This window comes from Streptomyces sp. NPDC002886, from assembly GCF_042888445.1.
Lineage (GTDB): Bacteria > Actinomycetota > Actinomycetes > Streptomycetales > Streptomycetaceae > Streptomyces.
In genome coordinates this window covers 550,019-565,678 of the sequence record NZ_JBIAPV010000004.1, presented here as the reverse complement: position 1 = coordinate 565,678, position 15,660 = coordinate 550,019, and the positions used below count along the sequence as shown (strand labels likewise).

Annotated in this window: 11 protein-coding genes; 5 read left to right on the top strand and 6 right to left on the bottom strand. The window is 73.7% G+C overall.

The window, feature by feature from the left end:
- Window positions 1–43 precede the first annotated feature (43 nt).
- From ACFYYB_RS20895 to ACFYYB_RS20880, 4 genes are all read left to right on the top strand, one after another.
- Window positions 44–679, top strand: a complete 636-nt coding sequence (locus ACFYYB_RS20895; protein ID WP_389436702.1) for an ArsR/SmtB family transcription factor — start codon at window positions 44–46, stop codon at window positions 677–679.
- A 59-nt stretch (window positions 680–738) separates the two neighbouring features.
- Window positions 739–2,037, top strand: coding sequence for an MFS transporter (locus ACFYYB_RS20890; protein WP_389436701.1), 1,299 nt, complete (start codon window positions 739–741; stop codon window positions 2,035–2,037).
- 56 nt (window positions 2,038–2,093) lie between these two features.
- The gene (locus ACFYYB_RS20885) at window positions 2,094–3,152 is read left to right on the top strand and encodes a LacI family DNA-binding transcriptional regulator (RefSeq protein WP_389436700.1); all 1,059 of its coding nucleotides are present in this window, start codon (window positions 2,094–2,096) and stop codon (window positions 3,150–3,152) included.
- A 65-nt stretch (window positions 3,153–3,217) separates the two neighbouring features.
- Window positions 3,218–3,721: a hypothetical protein gene (locus ACFYYB_RS20880; protein WP_389436699.1), complete on the top strand. Its 504-nt coding sequence runs from the start codon at window positions 3,218–3,220 to the stop codon at window positions 3,719–3,721.
- A gap of 54 nt (window positions 3,722–3,775) precedes the next feature.
- Here ACFYYB_RS20880 and ACFYYB_RS20875 read toward each other — a convergent pair whose 3' ends face one another.
- Both ACFYYB_RS20875 and ACFYYB_RS20870 read right to left on the bottom strand, forming a co-directional pair.
- Window positions 3,776–4,291 (bottom strand): putative immunity protein, encoded by a 516-nt coding sequence (locus ACFYYB_RS20875; RefSeq protein WP_389436697.1) that lies wholly within the window; start codon window positions 4,289–4,291, stop codon window positions 3,776–3,778.
- 119 nt (window positions 4,292–4,410) lie between these two features.
- Window positions 4,411–5,745: an ROK family protein gene (locus tag ACFYYB_RS20870; RefSeq protein ID WP_389436696.1), complete on the bottom strand. Its 1,335-nt coding sequence runs from the start codon at window positions 5,743–5,745 to the stop codon at window positions 4,411–4,413.
- 263 nt (window positions 5,746–6,008) lie between these two features.
- On the opposite strand from ACFYYB_RS20870, the gene ACFYYB_RS20865 reads away from it, so the two are divergent.
- A complete protein-coding gene (locus ACFYYB_RS20865) occupies window positions 6,009–6,917 on the top strand; it encodes an NADP-dependent oxidoreductase (RefSeq protein WP_389436695.1) in 909 nt (302 codons plus the stop codon).
- A 170-nt stretch (window positions 6,918–7,087) separates the two neighbouring features.
- On the opposite strand, the gene ACFYYB_RS20860 is transcribed toward ACFYYB_RS20865, so the two are convergent.
- From ACFYYB_RS20860 to ACFYYB_RS20845, 4 genes are all read right to left on the bottom strand, one after another.
- Window positions 7,088–8,161 carry a DUF1996 domain-containing protein gene (locus ACFYYB_RS20860; protein WP_389436694.1) on the bottom strand — a complete coding sequence of 358 codons (1,074 nt, stop codon included), beginning with the start codon at window positions 8,159–8,161 and terminating at the stop codon, window positions 7,088–7,090.
- A gap of 122 nt (window positions 8,162–8,283) precedes the next feature.
- Window positions 8,284–10,485 carry a discoidin domain-containing protein gene (locus tag ACFYYB_RS20855; RefSeq protein WP_389436693.1) on the bottom strand — a complete coding sequence of 734 codons (2,202 nt, stop codon included), beginning with the start codon at window positions 10,483–10,485 and terminating at the stop codon, window positions 8,284–8,286.
- Window positions 10,486–10,812: 327 nt separating this feature from the next.
- Window positions 10,813–13,692, bottom strand: coding sequence for an RNA repair domain-containing protein (locus ACFYYB_RS20850; protein ID WP_389436692.1), 2,880 nt, complete (start codon window positions 13,690–13,692; stop codon window positions 10,813–10,815).
- Window positions 13,692–15,650 carry an RNA ligase family protein gene (locus ACFYYB_RS20845; protein WP_389436691.1) on the bottom strand — a complete coding sequence of 653 codons (1,959 nt, stop codon included), beginning with the start codon at window positions 15,648–15,650 and terminating at the stop codon, window positions 13,692–13,694. The genes ACFYYB_RS20850 and ACFYYB_RS20845 overlap by 1 nt, the downstream gene beginning before the upstream one ends.
- Window positions 15,651–15,660: the final 10 nt, after the last annotated feature.

The window sequence follows — 15,660 nt, the reverse complement described above, 5'->3', positions numbered from 1 at the left end:
AACAACTCTTTTGAAACAACTATTGTGGGTCTACTCTCGGCGCATGGTCGCTCCCCCCGCTCCCCCCGCCACCTCCGTCACATCCGCCGAGCCGTCGGGGCAGGACGTCGAGCTCGACACGGCTGCCCTGCGCGTACTCGCCCACCCCCTGCGCCTGAACATCCTCACCCTCCTGAGGGAGCGTGGTCCGTCCACCGCCACCCGGATCGCCGACGAACTGGGCATCAACCCCGGGGCGGCGAGCTACCACCTGCGGCGTCTCGGGGCGGGTGGGCTCATCGTCGAGGAACCCGGGCGCGGCACCGGACGCGAGCGGTGGTGGAAGTCCGCCCATCGCCAGTCGGTCCACGATCCCGCTTCCGCGTCCGGCGAACAGCGGGAGGCCGGCCGCGCCTACACGCACGCGGTCGCCCGTGCCGCGGCGGATCGCCTGCGCAGGGCCGCACACGAGGTACCGCTCCTGCCCGAGGAATGGCTCGACGCGGCCACGTACGCCGACTTCCTCCTGTACCTGACGCCGGGGGACGTGGCCCGGATGCGCTCGGAACTCTTCCAGGTGATCGCGCGCTATCACCACGGAGAGGGCGAAGCCCCCGAAGGGGCCGCTCCGGTGGCGCTGCAGGTGCAGGTGTTTCCGGTACCGGGCACGGCCCTGCCGCGGGCCGGTGGCGGCGCGTGAAGCCGGACGGCGCGGTCGCGCCCCCGTACGCAGCCGGGTCCGCGTCCGCGTCTACGTCGGTGTCCGCGCGGCCCGCCTACCGGGACGCCAACGTCCTGCGCTGGCTGGTCGCGTACACGGCTTCGATCACCGGTGACGTCGTCTACTTCCTCGCCCTGACCTGGGCCGCCGTGCGCGTCGGCGGGCCGTCGCAGGTGGGCCTCGTGGTCGCGGCCGGAGCCCTGCCCCGCGCGGCGCTCATGCTCGGGGGCGGCGTGGTGGCCGACCGGTTCGGGCCGCGACGGGTCGCCGTCGTCAGCGACGCGGTGCGCTGCGGCGTGATCCTCGGGGTCGCCGCGGCGCTCACGTTCGCGTCCCCGGGCGTGTGGCTGCTGGTCACCGCCGCGCTGGTCTTCGGCGCCGTGGACGCGGTGTTCATGCCGGCCGTGGGCGCGCTCCCGCCGCTCATCGCGGCACCCGCACAGTTCGCCAGGGTCCAGGGGATGCGGGGGCTGTCGGTCCGGCTGAGCAACGCGGTGGGGCCACTGCCGGCGGCAGCCCTCCTGGTGACGGCCGGTGCGGCCGGTGCGTTCGCCGCCGCGGGCATCCTCTTCGCCCTGTCGCTGGCGACCCTGCTCACCGTGCGGACCGTCTCGCCGGCCTCTTCCGCGCGACCGCCCCGGAGCGCTTCCGCGGGTGCCTCCGTACGTACCTCCGCCCTGCGCGAGCTGGCCGACGGCCTGCGCTACGTCCGCCGCCACCGGATGCTCGCCCCACTGGTCGTGGTCATCGGGCTGGGTGAGATGTGCTTCAGCGGTCCGGTGGCCACCGGTCTGGTGCTCCTGGCCGAGGAGCGCGGCTGGGGTGCCCCGGGCATGGGATGGATCGCGAGCGCGTTCAGCGTGGGAGCGGCGGCGTCGGCCCTGCTGCTCACCGTCTCCGCCCGGATACCCAGGGCCGGGCTGGTCATGGGTGCGGCGCTGCTCGTCACCGCCGGGGGAGCGGTCTCCCTGGGGCGCGTGGCCTCGCTGCCGCTCGCCGTCGTACTCGGTTCCCTGATTGGACTGACCAGCGGGATCACCACCACCGTGACCGGTGCGCTGCTCCAGACGGAGACGGACCCCCGGTACCTCGGACGGGTCACCGCGGTGACGACCCTGTGCACGTTGGGCCTTGCTCCCGTCCTCTTCCCCGCCGTCGGCGTCACGGTGGCGCTGTGGGGGGCGGACGTGTTCTTCGCCGGCTGCGGCGTGATCTGCCTGCTCGCCGCAGGGCTCGGCCTGGCCGTCCCCGTGCTCCGCCGGGCCGAACTCCAGGGCCCCGAGTCCCTGTCGCCCGCCGCCGTCGCCGGTGGATCCGGTGTCCCCTCCGAGGGGTGACGGGGGTCCGACCGGGGCCCGGGAGAGGTCTGAGCGCGGGCGGCTACAGTGCCGACATGGACGCAGCGAGCACGGCCACCGGTACGGGCACCGGAACGGCCACCGGCACCGGAACGGCCCCGACCCTGGAAGACGTGGCCCGCGCGGCCGGGGTGTCCCGGGCCACGGTGTCCCGCGTGGTGAACGGGGTCCGCAATGTGGACCCCGCCATCCAGCAGGCGGTCCAGCGGGCCGTCGCCGCGACGGGATACGTGCCGAACCGCGCGGCCCGTTCCCTGGTGACCCGCCGCTCGGGTGCGGTGGCGCTGGTGGTCTCCGGCGCGGGCGCGGACACCGGGCGGGTGTTCCAGGACCCCTTCTTCGGGCGGGTGGTGAGCGGGGTCGTACGGGCCCTGCGCCCGCGCGGGGTGCATCCGGTGCTGCTGTTCGCCGACGGGGAGGCGGACCGCGCGCAGGTGGTCTCGTACCTCACCCAGGGCGGTGGGGACGGAGCACTGCTCGTCACCACCGACGGCCACGACCCGCTCCCCGGCATGCTCGTGCGCGCCGGCCTGCCCGCGGTGCTCTTCGCCCGGCCGGCCCCCGAGATCCCGCTGGACTGGGTGGACCTGCGCCACCGCGAAGGCGGGGCACTGGCCGCGCGGCACCTCCTCGCCCGGGGCTGCCGGCGCCTCGCCGTGATCGGCGGTCCGGCGGACGTACCGGCGAGCTGGGACCGGGTGGCGGGCTTCCGGGAGGCGCTGGAGGGAACGGCGGTACGGGTGGCGGAGGCGGACTTCACCCTGGACGGCGGCGAGCAGGCGATGCGCGCGCTCCTGGCCGAGCACCCGGACCTGGACGGAGTGTTCGCGGCGAACGACCTGATGGCCCAAGGCGCCTGCCTGGTGCTGCGCGAACACGGCCGCCGGATCCCCGAGGACGTGGCGGTGGTCGGCTTCGACGACTCCGGCGCGGCGGTGGCGGCGAGACCCCGCCTGACGACGGTCCGCCAGCCGGTGGAGGAGATGGCGGCGGAGATGGTGCGCCTCCTCCTGGACCGGGTGGCCGGCACGGCCGCGCCGGACCCGGCGGCGGTGCTCTTCGACCCGGAACTGGTGGTCCGCGACTCGGCGTGAGCGCCGGCCGCGGCCCGCGGGGAAATCCGGGTGCGGCCCGGCCGACATCCGGCGATCATGCCCGGATGGGTGGTGAGCTGCGGTGGGACGAAGTGAGCAGCCTCTTCGGCAAGGAGGGGAGCTGCATCCTCGAGGGATGGGTGGAGGGGGCCGGTCTCGAGGGCTGGCGAGCCGTCCTGGACCTCGTCACCGAGAACGGGTGGCGCGGCGAGTACTCCGTGACCGAGGGGGACCCGCTTCCCCTGCCGTCGGCCGAGGCGCTCTTCGACCGGCCCGTCGGCGGCGATCGACCGAGGCTGCGGGTCTGGCCGCACCCGGAGGTGCTGGTGATCTTCGATGCGCTCTCGGTGGCCGAAGTCGACTTCGACGTGGACATCTGCCAGCTCCAGGGGCAGGAGCGGGTAGACGTGCTGGGCGGGTTCCTCGGCGCGGTCGGCCGCAGGCTGCGCCGGCCGGTGGTGCTGGTTTCCGAGGGTGACGAGGGTCGGGGGCGACCGCTCATCGGCTTCGACGTAGGCCGCGACCGTGTGCTGTTGCGGCCGAACGGCCAGTCACTGTACAGGACATGAGGGCGGCGGGGAGCGCTCCCCGGGCCGGAGGCCGTGTTCAGCAGGCGAAGGCCTTCAGCAGTCGAAGGCCGACCAGCAGATGTCGTTGCGCAACCGCTGGTCGTCCAGGACGAGTGCGCGGATCGCTTCCGGGAGCTGGTCGCGCTGCCAGAGGCACTCCCGCCGGCCCGCCGCCTCGCCCTCGCCTTCCGGCGCCGCCGCGCGCGCGGCCTTGATCGCATAGGCGGCCGCGCCGAGTTCGTGCGCCGCGACATGGGCGACGGCCCCGGCCTGCCCCGCGGCGTACGCGGCATGGCGGGCCGCCCCGCGCAGGTCCCTGGCCGCGCCCATCGCGTGGCCGCCCGCCGCACGGGACGCGGTCATGGTGACCTCGCCGCGCACCCACGCGCGGGCGTGCTCGATGGCCCGGCGCGGCCGCGGGTCCTCGGGCCGGGCGGACTCGAACAGGCCGAGGACGTGCTCGGCGCAGGACGCCGCCCATAGGGCCAGGAGGTGGTGATCCGCGTCGGTGAGGGTGCCGCCGCGGCGGATCGTCACGAAGCGAAGGTCGCGTTCCTTCGGGAGGATCATCGTCGGCTCTCCTTCGGTGGCACCGGCCAGGACATTCCAGAGACGGCCTAGGTCGTCTCTTTCTGATCTCGTCGGCCGTGCCAGGCGTCGCGGGCCCGGCAAGATCCGAAAGGGACGGCCTAGCCCCGGGCCCCGGCCGCCGCCCCGCCGCCGCGGGAGCGCAGGGACGTCTGCCAGCCCGGAGCCTCCGTCGTGGGCTCCGGCGGCGTGCGCCGGCCGCCCGTGGCGAAGAAGGCCGCCAGGGGGAGGGTGGCCGCGCCCACGGTGACCGCGTCCGGGCCCAGTGAGCCCATGTCGATGGTGACCCGGGCGGCGGGATGGCGCAGGGAGTAGCGCGTCGCGTGTTCCCGTACCGCCGGGAGGATGTGCGGGCCCAGCATCAGGCCCGCCCAGCCGCCGATCAGGATCCGCTCGGGCTGGAAGAGGTTGATCAGGTCCGACAGGCCCGCGCCCAGGTACTCCGCGGTCTCGTCGAGCACGGCCAGCGCGTCCGCGTCCCCGCCGGAGGCCGCCGCCAGCAGCGCGGTCAGGGCGTCCTCCTCGTCCCGCGCGACCGCGTCCGCGGCGACCGCCGCCCCGTCGCCGCCCCGTTCCGCCCACCGCGCCAGCAGCGACTCCGCCCCCGTGTACGCCTCCAGGCAGCCCAGCGCCCCGCAGCGGCAGCGCCGTCCGCGGACCTGCACCGTGAGGTGGCCCCACTCCAGGGGTGCGCCCTCCGTGCCGGCGCCGTCCGGGGAGCCGTCGGTGATCAGGCTCGCTCCGATGCCGGAACCGAAGAGCACGACCACCGCGTCCCGGGCCCCGCGACCCGCGCCGAACCACATCTCCGCCTGCCCGAGCGTGCGGGCCCCGTTGTCGATGAGGTACGGCACCTCGGGCGGTACGGCTCCCGTCGCCCGCAGCAGCGCCTCCAGCGGGACCGCGTCCCAGCCGATGGTCTGCCCGTGGACGACGGTTCCGCCCGGCGCGTCTCGGTCGACGATGCCGGGGACGCCGATGCCGACCCCCAGGAGCCGGTCCGTCCCGACCCCGGCCCGCTCCAGGACGGTGGCGATCCCGCTCCGTACGTGGTCGACGATCGGACCGACGTCGTAGCAACCGCGCGGCTTCAACGGGAGCTCGGTGCGCGCCAGTTCGGTCAGCGTCAGGTCGAACAGCTCGACCCTGACCCGGGTTTCGCCGACGTCGATGCCGATCAGGTGCCCGCTGCCGGGCGCCACCCGCAGCAGCGTACGCGGCCGGCCGCCGTCAGAATCGACGACGCCCGCCTCCTCCAGCAGTCCGTCCGCGACGAGTTCACCGACCACGTTGCTGACGGATCCCGAGCTCAGCCCGGTCGCCGGGCCCAGCTCCTGCCGGCTCATGGGCGTGCCGAAGTACAACTGCTGCAGCACGGCGCTGCGGTTGCCCCTTCGCAGGTCCCGCACCGTACGTCCACTGCGCCCCGTCGTCATGTGGCTCCTTCCGCCCTGACACCGATCGCAACATACCCTTGCGCGACCCCTGGGGGCGACCCTTTGCCCGGGCTTACCTCACATCGTGAATTAATTCCGCGGGGCGGCGGGGCCGTCACGGTCGGCCCTCCGCCGCGCCGCGCCCGCCGCTCCTCCCGGGGTGGGCGCGGTTCTTCGTGGTGGGATGGGGGGCGGGGGCAGGCGCACGGCTCACGGAGAGGCGAGAAGGTATGTCCGAGGACCAAGAAGGCACCATGCGGGCCATGACGTACGACACGTATGGCGGAGTGGAGGTGCTCTCCGAGACCCGGATTCCGGTGCCCAAGGTAGGACCCGGCGAGGTCCTCGTCCGGGTCCGGTGCGCCTCCGTCAACCCCGTCGACTGGAAGATCATGGCCGGCGGGCTCGACGGCCTGATGGACGTCGTGTACCCCGTCGTTCCCGGCTGGGACGTCGCCGGGACCGTCGAGTACGCGGGCATCGACACCCCCGAGTTCACCGCGAGCGACGAGGTCATCGCCTACGCCCGCAAGGACTACGTGCACGGCGGCACCTTCGCCGAGTTCGTCACCGTGCCCGTACGGGCCCTCGCGCGCAAGCCCGTCTCCCTGACCTGGCAGCAGGCCGCGGGGCTGCCGCTGGCCGGGCTCACCGCGTACCAGCTGCTCACGCGCCTGGACACCGGCAAGGAGGACACCGTCCTCGTGCACGGAGCCGCGGGCGGCGTCGGCTCCATGGGCGTCCAGATCGCCCGCGCGCTCGGGGCCCGTGTCATCGGCACCGCCTCGGCCCGCAACCACGACCGGCTGCGCGAGCTGGGCTGCGAACCCGTCGAGTACGGGGACGGCCTCGCGGAGCGGGTCCGCGCCCTGGCGCCCGACGGGGTCACCGTCGTCGCCGACTTCGTCGGGGAAGTCCTCGACACCACCCTGGCGGTACTGGCCGAGGGCGGCCGGCACGCCTCCATCGCCGACCACACCGTGCTCGGCTCCGGCGGCCAGTGGATGTGGGTGCGGCCCGTCGGCGCCGACCTCGCCGAGCTGGGCCGGCTGGCCGACGCCGGGCAGCTCACGGTCACCGTCGCCGAGACCTTCCCGCTCGCGGAACTGGCGGCCGCCTTCGAGCTCAGCCAGAAGGGCCACGCCGCCGGGAAGATCGTCCTGGAGGTCTGACCCCACCGGAACCCGCGCGCGCACGATGGCGGGCACGGCCGTGCGCTCGACCGCGCGCACGGCCGCGCGCCGCCCGGATCGGGTCCGGGCGGCGCGCGGGTGTACGGGGGCGTCGGGCCCGGGGTCGGGCCGGCGGGAACCTCCTTGGGAGGGTGTGGGGGAGCGGGCGCCTACGGGAGGCGGCCGTCGGGGCCCAGCACGGTGCCGGCCTCCGGGTGGAACTGGTCGTAGCCGCGGTTGTTGCACTGCAGCCCGCCCTTGATGCAGTGCTCGACCATGGCGTTCAGGGTGCGCTCGTCCCACGCGTTGAAGAAGTCGTAGTGGAAGGAGTGGCCGGTCCCGCTGGACAGCCTGACTTGGGACATGTCACCGCTGACCGGGAAGGCCATCTTGAACTCGACCATCGGGACCGCGACCGGGTGCGAGGCGGGGCAGACGTTGTCGTTGTTGCCGGGCTTGGTGACCGGGTAGGCCATGTGCGCCTTGTGGTCCGGGACGTCGAGGTTCTTGCCGTCCCAGCAACTGGGGGACTGCATGCGGATGTTGAGCTGACTGCCGGCCGGGCAGCTGGCCGGGAACTCGGTGTTCTTGAAGCTTTCGCCGCACTCCCAGCCCTCGACCCAGCCCTTGTGCGCGCGGAACTCCGCCGCGGTCTGGGTCGGGCTGCCGACGAGGAAGCGCAGTCCCTTCGGGAAGGGGCGCACACTCGTGTAGTCGGTGACCCCGGTCTTGTAGTAGATGACCTGGGGGCCGGTGGGCAGGACCTTCTGGCTGCCGTTGAGGAGCGTCGGCATCCAGTAGCCGGACAGGTCGCCGAGCGCGGTACAGGCCGTGCTGCCGGCGCTCAGGGAGGCGGTGGTGCTGTTGCCGTTCGTGCCGGTGTTGCCCATGAAGGTGTGGTCGTGCGAGGCGCCGGGCCGGCCCGCGTACACGATCGGGTCGTCGGGCGCGGTCTTGGTGACCGAGCAGTTGGCCTGGAACTCGTGGAAGTAGCGGTCCGGCGGGTTGTTCCAGGACGGGGTCACGCCGGTGACCTGCGGAACGGCCGGGATGTAGCCGTCGCCGTCGGGGTCGTCGCCCCCGGCGACCGCCGCGACGGCGGAGTGGTCCATGTTCATGTGGACCGCGCCGGAGTCGGGCGAGGCCTGTGCGGTGAGCGTGGTGGCGCCGAGACCGGCGGCCGCGGTCACGGCGATGGCCGCCGAGACCAGGAGCGCGGACAGGGTCCGCGGTCGGAGATGCATCGTTCGTTCAGCTCCTTCTGGAGGGAGGGGGAGGGCGCGGAGTTGGGAGAGCGCTCTCTCGTATGCCCCGGAAAACGCGGGGCGGCCGGTGGCCGCCCCGCGAGCCGGGCGTCAGGGGTTGATCAGGGGAAAGAGACGACGGTGGAGGGGGTGGTCGAGGTGCCGGAGGTCGGCGCGCCCGTGTTGTTGATGACGTGCTCGTACTGGCCGTTGCCGCCGAGTGAGACCACGAGGATGTCGTGGAACTTCACGCCCGCCTTCACCGGGACCTGGAAGCCGTGGTCCTGACGGATCGTCGGGTCGACGTTGTAGTAGCAGTAGCTGCCCAGACCCCAGCCCTCGTGGGTGTTGACGGAGTCGGCGACCTTGTAGGCGGCGTACCCCTTGACCGAACCGTTCTGGATCGCGGCCTGGTTGGGCGCGTCGTACGCCTTCTCGTTCTGGAAGAAGATCGTGCGGCCGCGCTCGCCGTTCCACTCCACGTCGTACTTGTTGAAGTGCTCGACGAACAGGCCGGTGGCCAGGACGTCGTCGCCGTTGACGCGGAACCCGTAGTCGGAGCGGTTGGTCTCCCAGCCCACCCCGTCGCCGTGGTCGGCGCGCCAGATCCAGGTGTGGTCGACGATCGTGTCGTGGTTGTTGATCACCATGCCGACCGTGGCCTTGCCGGCGCCCGCGCCGCCGACGCGGATGAACACGTCCTGGACGGTGGTCGGGTTCGCCGCATGGTCCGTGGTGGTGCCGGCCGGGCCGACCTCCAGCAGGCTGGGGGAGTTGACCTGGCCCGCGTCGACCAGGAAGCCGGCCAGCTTCACGCCGTCGACGTCGCCGACCTTCATCGCCGTCACCCCGTTGTCCGGGATGATGGTGGCGAGGCCCAGGCCCAGGACGACCGTGTCCGCACGGTTGACCTGGATGGTCTGGTTGACGTGGTAGACGCCCGGGGTGAAGAGCAGGTGCAGGCCCTGGGCCAATGCCTGGTTCATCGTCGCGGCGGTGGTTCCGGGCTTGACCACGTAGAACTGGCTCAGCGGGATCGAGGAGCCCTGCGGGGCTCCGTTGCCCCAGGAAGTGCCGCGCGCGTTGGTGCGCTTGGCCGGGACGAACACCTTGTACTCGGAGCCGTCCAGGTACAGGAACGGCTTCTCGCGGGAGACCGGAGTGGTGTCGAGGGTGGTGTAACGGGGCTCCGGGAAGGCCTGGGCCGGCGCGCCCTGGGTGCCGGAGAAGACCTGGTTCCACACGCCGTTGGACCAGCCGCCGATGGAGCTGTCGCGGGTGTACCACTGCTGCTGCGAGTAGTTGCCGACCTGGCCGTCGATCTTCGAGTCGGCGATGAAGCCGCCCGAGGACCAACCGTAGCCGGACGGGGCCAGGTTGAGGCCGCCCTTGACGTGCATCCGGCGGAACGGCGCGGCCTGCGACACGGCCCAGCGGTCGGTGCCGTTGACCGGGTTGAGCGCGAGGTTCTCGGCCGAACGCCAGAAGTTCTGGGTGGCGTTGCCGCCGAACCAGCCCGCGTCGACGGTGACGTCACCGTTGATGGTGGTGTCGTCCGGGCTCAGGCCGAGGCCCGAGATCGAGGTGTAGAAGCCGATCTGGGCGTTGAGGCCGTTGTAGGTGCCCGGCTTGAAGAGGAACTGGTAGCGCCCGGAGCCGAACTGCGCCGACTCCTGCTGGGCGAAGACCTGGTCCAGCTTGGCCTGGATGTTCGGCGTCGAGGGATCGAAGACGATCACGTTGGGGCCGAGGTCGCCGCCGCCGGGGAGCGTCGGACCGGTGCCCCCGGTGGTGCCGTAGACCTGGAACTCCCAGAGGGAGTAGCCGTATCCGGTGGTGCGCTGGGTGCCGTACACGCGGACGTAGCGGGCCGTGCCGGTGATGTCGTGGGTCTGCACGCCGCCGGTGCCGTTGGCGGTGGAGTACGCCGTGGACCAGTTGGCGCCGTCCGTGGACAGCTCGACGCGGTACGCCTTCGCGGCGGCGGTCTCCCAGCGCAGGACCACCTGGCTCAGCTGGGCGGCCGCGCCGAGGTCGACCTGTATCCACTGCGGATCGGAGAACTGGCTCGACCAGCGGGTCCCGTTGTTGCCGTCGACGGCCGCGGAGGCGGGGGTGCCGGCGCCCTCCGAGGAGGAGGCGGTGGCGGGCTTGCCCTGGGAGAGGAGCGTGGGCGCGGCGGTCGCCGCGGTGCTCGGCAGGAGCACGAGGAGGGCCGCGACGAGGGCCCCGGCCAGGGAGGCCACGGTCAGGCGGGACGGACGCGAGGGGCGGCGCGACGGTTGACGCGATGGGTGGGGAGGGTGAGCGGAGAGGAGGGGCATGCGGGGCTACTCCTGACGTTGTGGATCCGGGGGGATCGAAGCGTGAGTGAACTGCCCGGCGCCTGGGCCGTCAAGGGTTTGAGCGTTCATGAACTGAAGATCCAATGACGTGTCAAACACGCATCAGGCCTGTGAACTTGGAGTTTCTTCAATCCTTGTGAAAAGTATTGACGAAAAAACTTTGCCCGACTGTACTGAGGCTCTGACCGCTCCGTCCCGCCGTGCCCGCTACGGCGGGGCGGAGCTCAGGTCGAGTGCTCGTCCACCGCGTTCGGAGAGTGGGCCCGGATGGCCGGACCGATGCTGCCGTGCGTTCGTTACTTGTCGTCAGGGAAGGTCCGGGACGGTGCCGCAGTCCGCCCACGTCACCTCGGTGCCGGGGAGCGTCGCCGACCAGGGTGCGGCCAGGGCCGCAAGGGCGCTCGCGTCCGGCGGCGTGTGGCCGAGGCCGATCGCGTAGCGGGCCAGGGCCGGGGTCCGCTCGAAGGGCCGGGGCCAGGCATGGGCCTCCACGCACCCCGTCTGGGCCAGGGCGCCGAGCAGAGCGCGCAGTCGGCCGCGGGTGCGGCCCAGGTTGTCCTCGAAGTCCGCGGGCCGGGAGCCCGTCACGGTGACCACGGCCCAGGCGGCGTGCCGGCGGTGCGGGGGAGCGGCGGGGGCGGGTCGCGCGGTGGGGCTCGACTCCAGTGCCTCCCACGTGGCGAACAGCTCCCGCGTCAGCAAGTCGGCGATGCCCGGTGTTACTTGGGCGGTGCAGCTGCGGACCGGGGCGGAGGGCGTCAGCACGGTGACCGGAAACTCCCCGGCGGAGGTGTCGTCCGGCGGCGCGGTGAGGCCCACGGGGGTGCGCCAGTCCCGGGCGGCCCAGGTGGCGAAGAACGCGCGGAGCAGGGGGCCGGGGGAGAGGTCGCGGGCGGAGCGGACCGTGTGGGCGGCCAGCACCGACCAGGCCAGTCCGGGCAGGCCGCCGAAAGGCGCCGAGTCCAGACCCCGGGACCGGGCCCAGGCCTTGACCTCCCGCGCCAGCCGGGCGAAGGCGGCGTGCTCCGGGCCCACGAAGTCCCGTACCGCCTCGGCGTCGCTCACCGCGCTCAGCGCCACCGCCGCGGCCTCGCCGAGCTCCGCCCGCCGGGCGACGGCACGGTCCGGCGGCACCGGTCCGCTGGCGACCACCACCAGATCCACGTCCAGCCCGGCGACGCGGAGCCGCAGGCCCGGTACCCGGGCGCCGGTCACCTCGCGGAGCCGCTCCGCCTCGGGCAGGGCCGAGGCGACCCGCGCCCGTACCTCCGCCGACTCGACGGCTCCGGGCAGGACCATGACCAGGTCCACGTCGGCCTCCGGCAGCGCGCATCGCATCCGGCGCGAGCCGGCCGGATGCACGACGCCTTCCGGGAACGCCGCGGCGATCCGCGCCGTGAGGTCCGCGGCGCGGGCCTCGGAATCGGCCCCGGCCTCCGCCCCGGCCCCCGTCGGCTCCGTGTCGCTCGGGCGGGGTGCCGTGGGGCGTGTGGGTTCCGGGATCCAGTGGGTGGTGCCGGTGCCGAGGTCTACCGTCGCCCGGATCTCCATCGGGCCGTCGCCGCGCCGGGACAGCACGGCGAGGGAGTCCACGCGGGCCGACCGGCCCCCGCCGAGGCGGGCCGTGAACTCGCGTTCCGCGCGTACGGGATCGGCGCTGCGGCCCAGTGTCAGGTGAGGGGTGAACCCCTCGGCGCGGCCCCGGCAGCCCGGGAACCGCGCCGCCAGGGACCGGCGCAGCTCCTGCCACGGGGCGTCGCCGGCCGCTGCCGGGTCCAGCCACAGGGTCGGGCCGAAGCCGTACACGCCCTCCAGCCGCGCCGTGAACGCGGCCGATTCCGCGGCGGCTTCGGCCAGGAGGGGCAGGGCCGCCTCGAAGGAGGATTCCGGTACGAAGCCGAAGAGCAGGTTCACGTGCGCGGGCCAGCGCTCCGCCTGCGGGTCGTGTGCGCGGCGCACGGCCGCCACCGCCCCGTCCGGTGGCGGCAGCCAGGCCACCGCCGTGCGCGAGGTGGCCCGGACATCCATGCCCGCGTGCCCGGAGCCCGCGCCTTCGTCGGTCGACGCGTCGAAGTCCAGGGTGGCCTCGACCCCGTAGTGGTCGGAGATGAACAGCCCCTCCGGCCCGGGGGAGTCACCGCGCAGTGCGGCCCGCTCTACGCGCACTCCCGCCGACCGCAGCAGGATCCGGTCCAGGCGGGCGGCCCGGCCCGACAACGACCCCACCGCCGCAAGGGGATTGGCGACCGGATCGAAGGTCGGGGTTTCGTCCCGCGATCCGTGCACCTCGGTCCAGGCGTCCCGCAGACCCAGCGCCGCCGCCGGACCCTCCGCGCCCGACCGGCCGTCGTTGAAGTCGCCGAGCAGGGCCACGTCGGCCGACTCGACTCCGGCCAATCCCTCGCGCAGTCGCGCCAGTTCCGTGGTGCGGCGGTCCTCGCCCCGCTCCGTGTGATCGCTCGTCAGGTGTGTGGCGGCGACCACCAGGGGCCCGCCCGCCGTGTCCACGGTCACGGCGACGACCGCCTTGTGCGGGCCCAGAACGTGAACGCCCGCCTCCCGTACCGGCAGCCGGCTCAGCACGAGCAGTCCGCTCTCCGCGACGTCCCGACCGTCCGGGTCGGCGGCGATGGTGTACCCGACCCGGACCCAGGGCTCGGCGAGCAGCATGCGGAGCAGGTCGCGCTCCACCTCCTGGAGCGCGATCACATCGGCGTCGGCCGCCGCCAGATCCGCCAGCAGCAGCGGCCTGCGCCGCTCGGTGGCGATGCGCGGGGCGTCGTACCGGTCCCAGAGTGTGTTCCATGTCAACAGCCGGACAGTAGAGAGGCGTTGGGGTCGAGGTACATCCTCTGGCGTCGTCCGCCAGGCGCCGCCGCCGGACGCGTCCCACGCGTACGGGGTCCGTGCGGTGAAGAACGGCGCCCGGAGCATCCTCGGGGCGCGGACCCGCCCGGCGGCGGTGCTGTCGATGGTGTCGACGCCCGTGGCGCGGTCCCACACCAGCTCGCCGTCGGCTTCCACGAACAGCACCCGGTGCCAGGGGATGTCGCCCCCCGGCACGAAGGACGGGAGGGGCACCCGCTTCGGCGCGGCTCCGCGCTGCAGCAGGCCCAGGGTGAACCGGGCGGGATCGAAGCGGGGGTCCCAGCGGACCTGGTGGTAGAGCTCTTCACTGGTACGCATCAGCCCTCCTCGCGGGTCGCCGCGGGGGCGGCCGTGGGGGTCGTCGTGTGGGTCGGCGGCGCGATCGTGCCCGCCGTGTCCTCGACGGTTCCGTCGGCCCCGATGTACCAAGTGCGGTGCGCCTCACCGGGATACGGCGGAGCGAAGCGGCGCAGCTGCGAGGTCAGCACCGGCTCCGGCACCGGGTGGGCGCGCGTGGAGTTGCGGCGCAGCAGCTCCGCCTCTCCGACCAGCAGCACGGCGTGGGTGACCAGCGCGTCACGCCGTCGCGCGACCGTGCCGGCCAGAGCGCGCTGCTGGGCGGTGAGGGAGGTCGCGTCCCACACGACCGTGCCCCCGCGCCGCGCGGCCGAGGCGAGGGCGGAGTCCAGCCGGTCGAGGCCCTCGCGGAGCACGTCCGCGTTGTCCCGCTGGTCCGCGCGCGAACCCCGGGCGCCGCGCAGTTCGTCGAGGCTGATGTAGGCCTCCACCCCGGGCAGGTTGCGGGCGTACGTGCTCTTCCCGCTGCCCGAGGGCCCGCAGAGCTGCACCAGCCGGGGGAAGGAGGCGCCGTCGCGCCACCGCCAGGTTGCCGCGACCGCCTCTTCGGGGCCGGTCAGCTTGCCCTGCCCGTAGGCCCGGCGTGCCTCGGCCCAGCAGCGGTCGGCGGCGTCACCGCCGATACGGCCGCCGCCGTGTCCGCCCGCACCGCCGTCACCGTCTCCGCCCGTGTCTCCGGCGCCCCGGCCGGCTCCGGCCAGGGCTTCGCGGAGCCCGGCCCGCAGTGGCTCCAGGGGCGCGGGCCCGAGCAGCCCCGCGTCCTCGGCGTGCAGCGCGGACCACTCGACGCACTCGGCGGACCCGTCGCCCCGCTCGGAGAGCGCTCCCGCCAGTGCGTGCAGCACCCCCAGGTCGGCCGCCTCCGCCATCCGTACGAGCCCCGCGCGCCGTTCCGTGTCCGGGTAGGGGAAGGGCCGGCGCAGCGCAGAGTGGAGCCCGACCAGGTCCGCGACCCGCCGTGCGGTGGCCATCCCGAGCGGCCCGGCCGCCAGCCGGGACGCGAGGGCGGCTCGCGGCACGGCGTGCAGGGCCGCCGCCAAGAGCCCGGCCAGCCGCTCCTCACCGGACCTGCGCACGTCCAACCCGTCGATGCGGTCCGCCACTTCGGCGACCAGCGCCTCGACTCCGGCCGCCTCGACTCCGGCCGCCTCGACTCCGACCGCCCCTGCTCCGGCCGCCTCGAACCCGGCCGCCTCGACTCCCGCCGCCTCGGCCACCGGGTCCGCTCCCACCGCCCGGAGGAGCCCGGCCGTGTCAGGATCCGCGCCCGACCGGGCGTCCCACAGGGCGGCGGCCGGACCGAGTCCGTTGGGCACCACCTGGGCGTACATCCAGTGCGTGTCGGTCTGTACGTGGCCGCCCCGCACCCATTTGGCCACGCACCGGCCGAAGTCGGCCCGTTCGAAGCCGGCCGCCGTGCGGACGACGTACCCCTCCTGCCGCGCCGTGTCGAGCCGAAGCCGGCGCAGCGCCCGCTCGTCGAAGACCCCGCGCCACAGGACGCGCGGCCCCGGGACCCCGAGGCCGCGCAGGAAGAGCACCGTCCGGTCCCAGTCCAGACAGTGGTCGCCGTCCCACACCGAGAACCCGTAGAACCAGGCGTCGAGTTCCTCGTACGCGAGCGAGTGCCGGGCGTAGACGTTCTCCCCGCACACCCGCCAACCGGCGGGGATCCCGGGGCCGATACGGCTCTGCAGGCCCTTCACCCAGGCCCGCGACGGATGGTGGCCCGAGTCGAGCGACCGGGCGTGCAGGCCGTCGGCGTAGAGGGTGGTGTTCTCGCCGTCGAGCTTTTCGGTGACCACGACCTCGCGCCCGGCGAACCCCGCCAGCATGCCGGGCCCGGTGGTCCGCACGTCGTCGGACGTCGCGCCCGGAGACCAGGGCAGGTGTGGGGTCCGCGGGTAATGCGTGCGCATGATCCGCTCC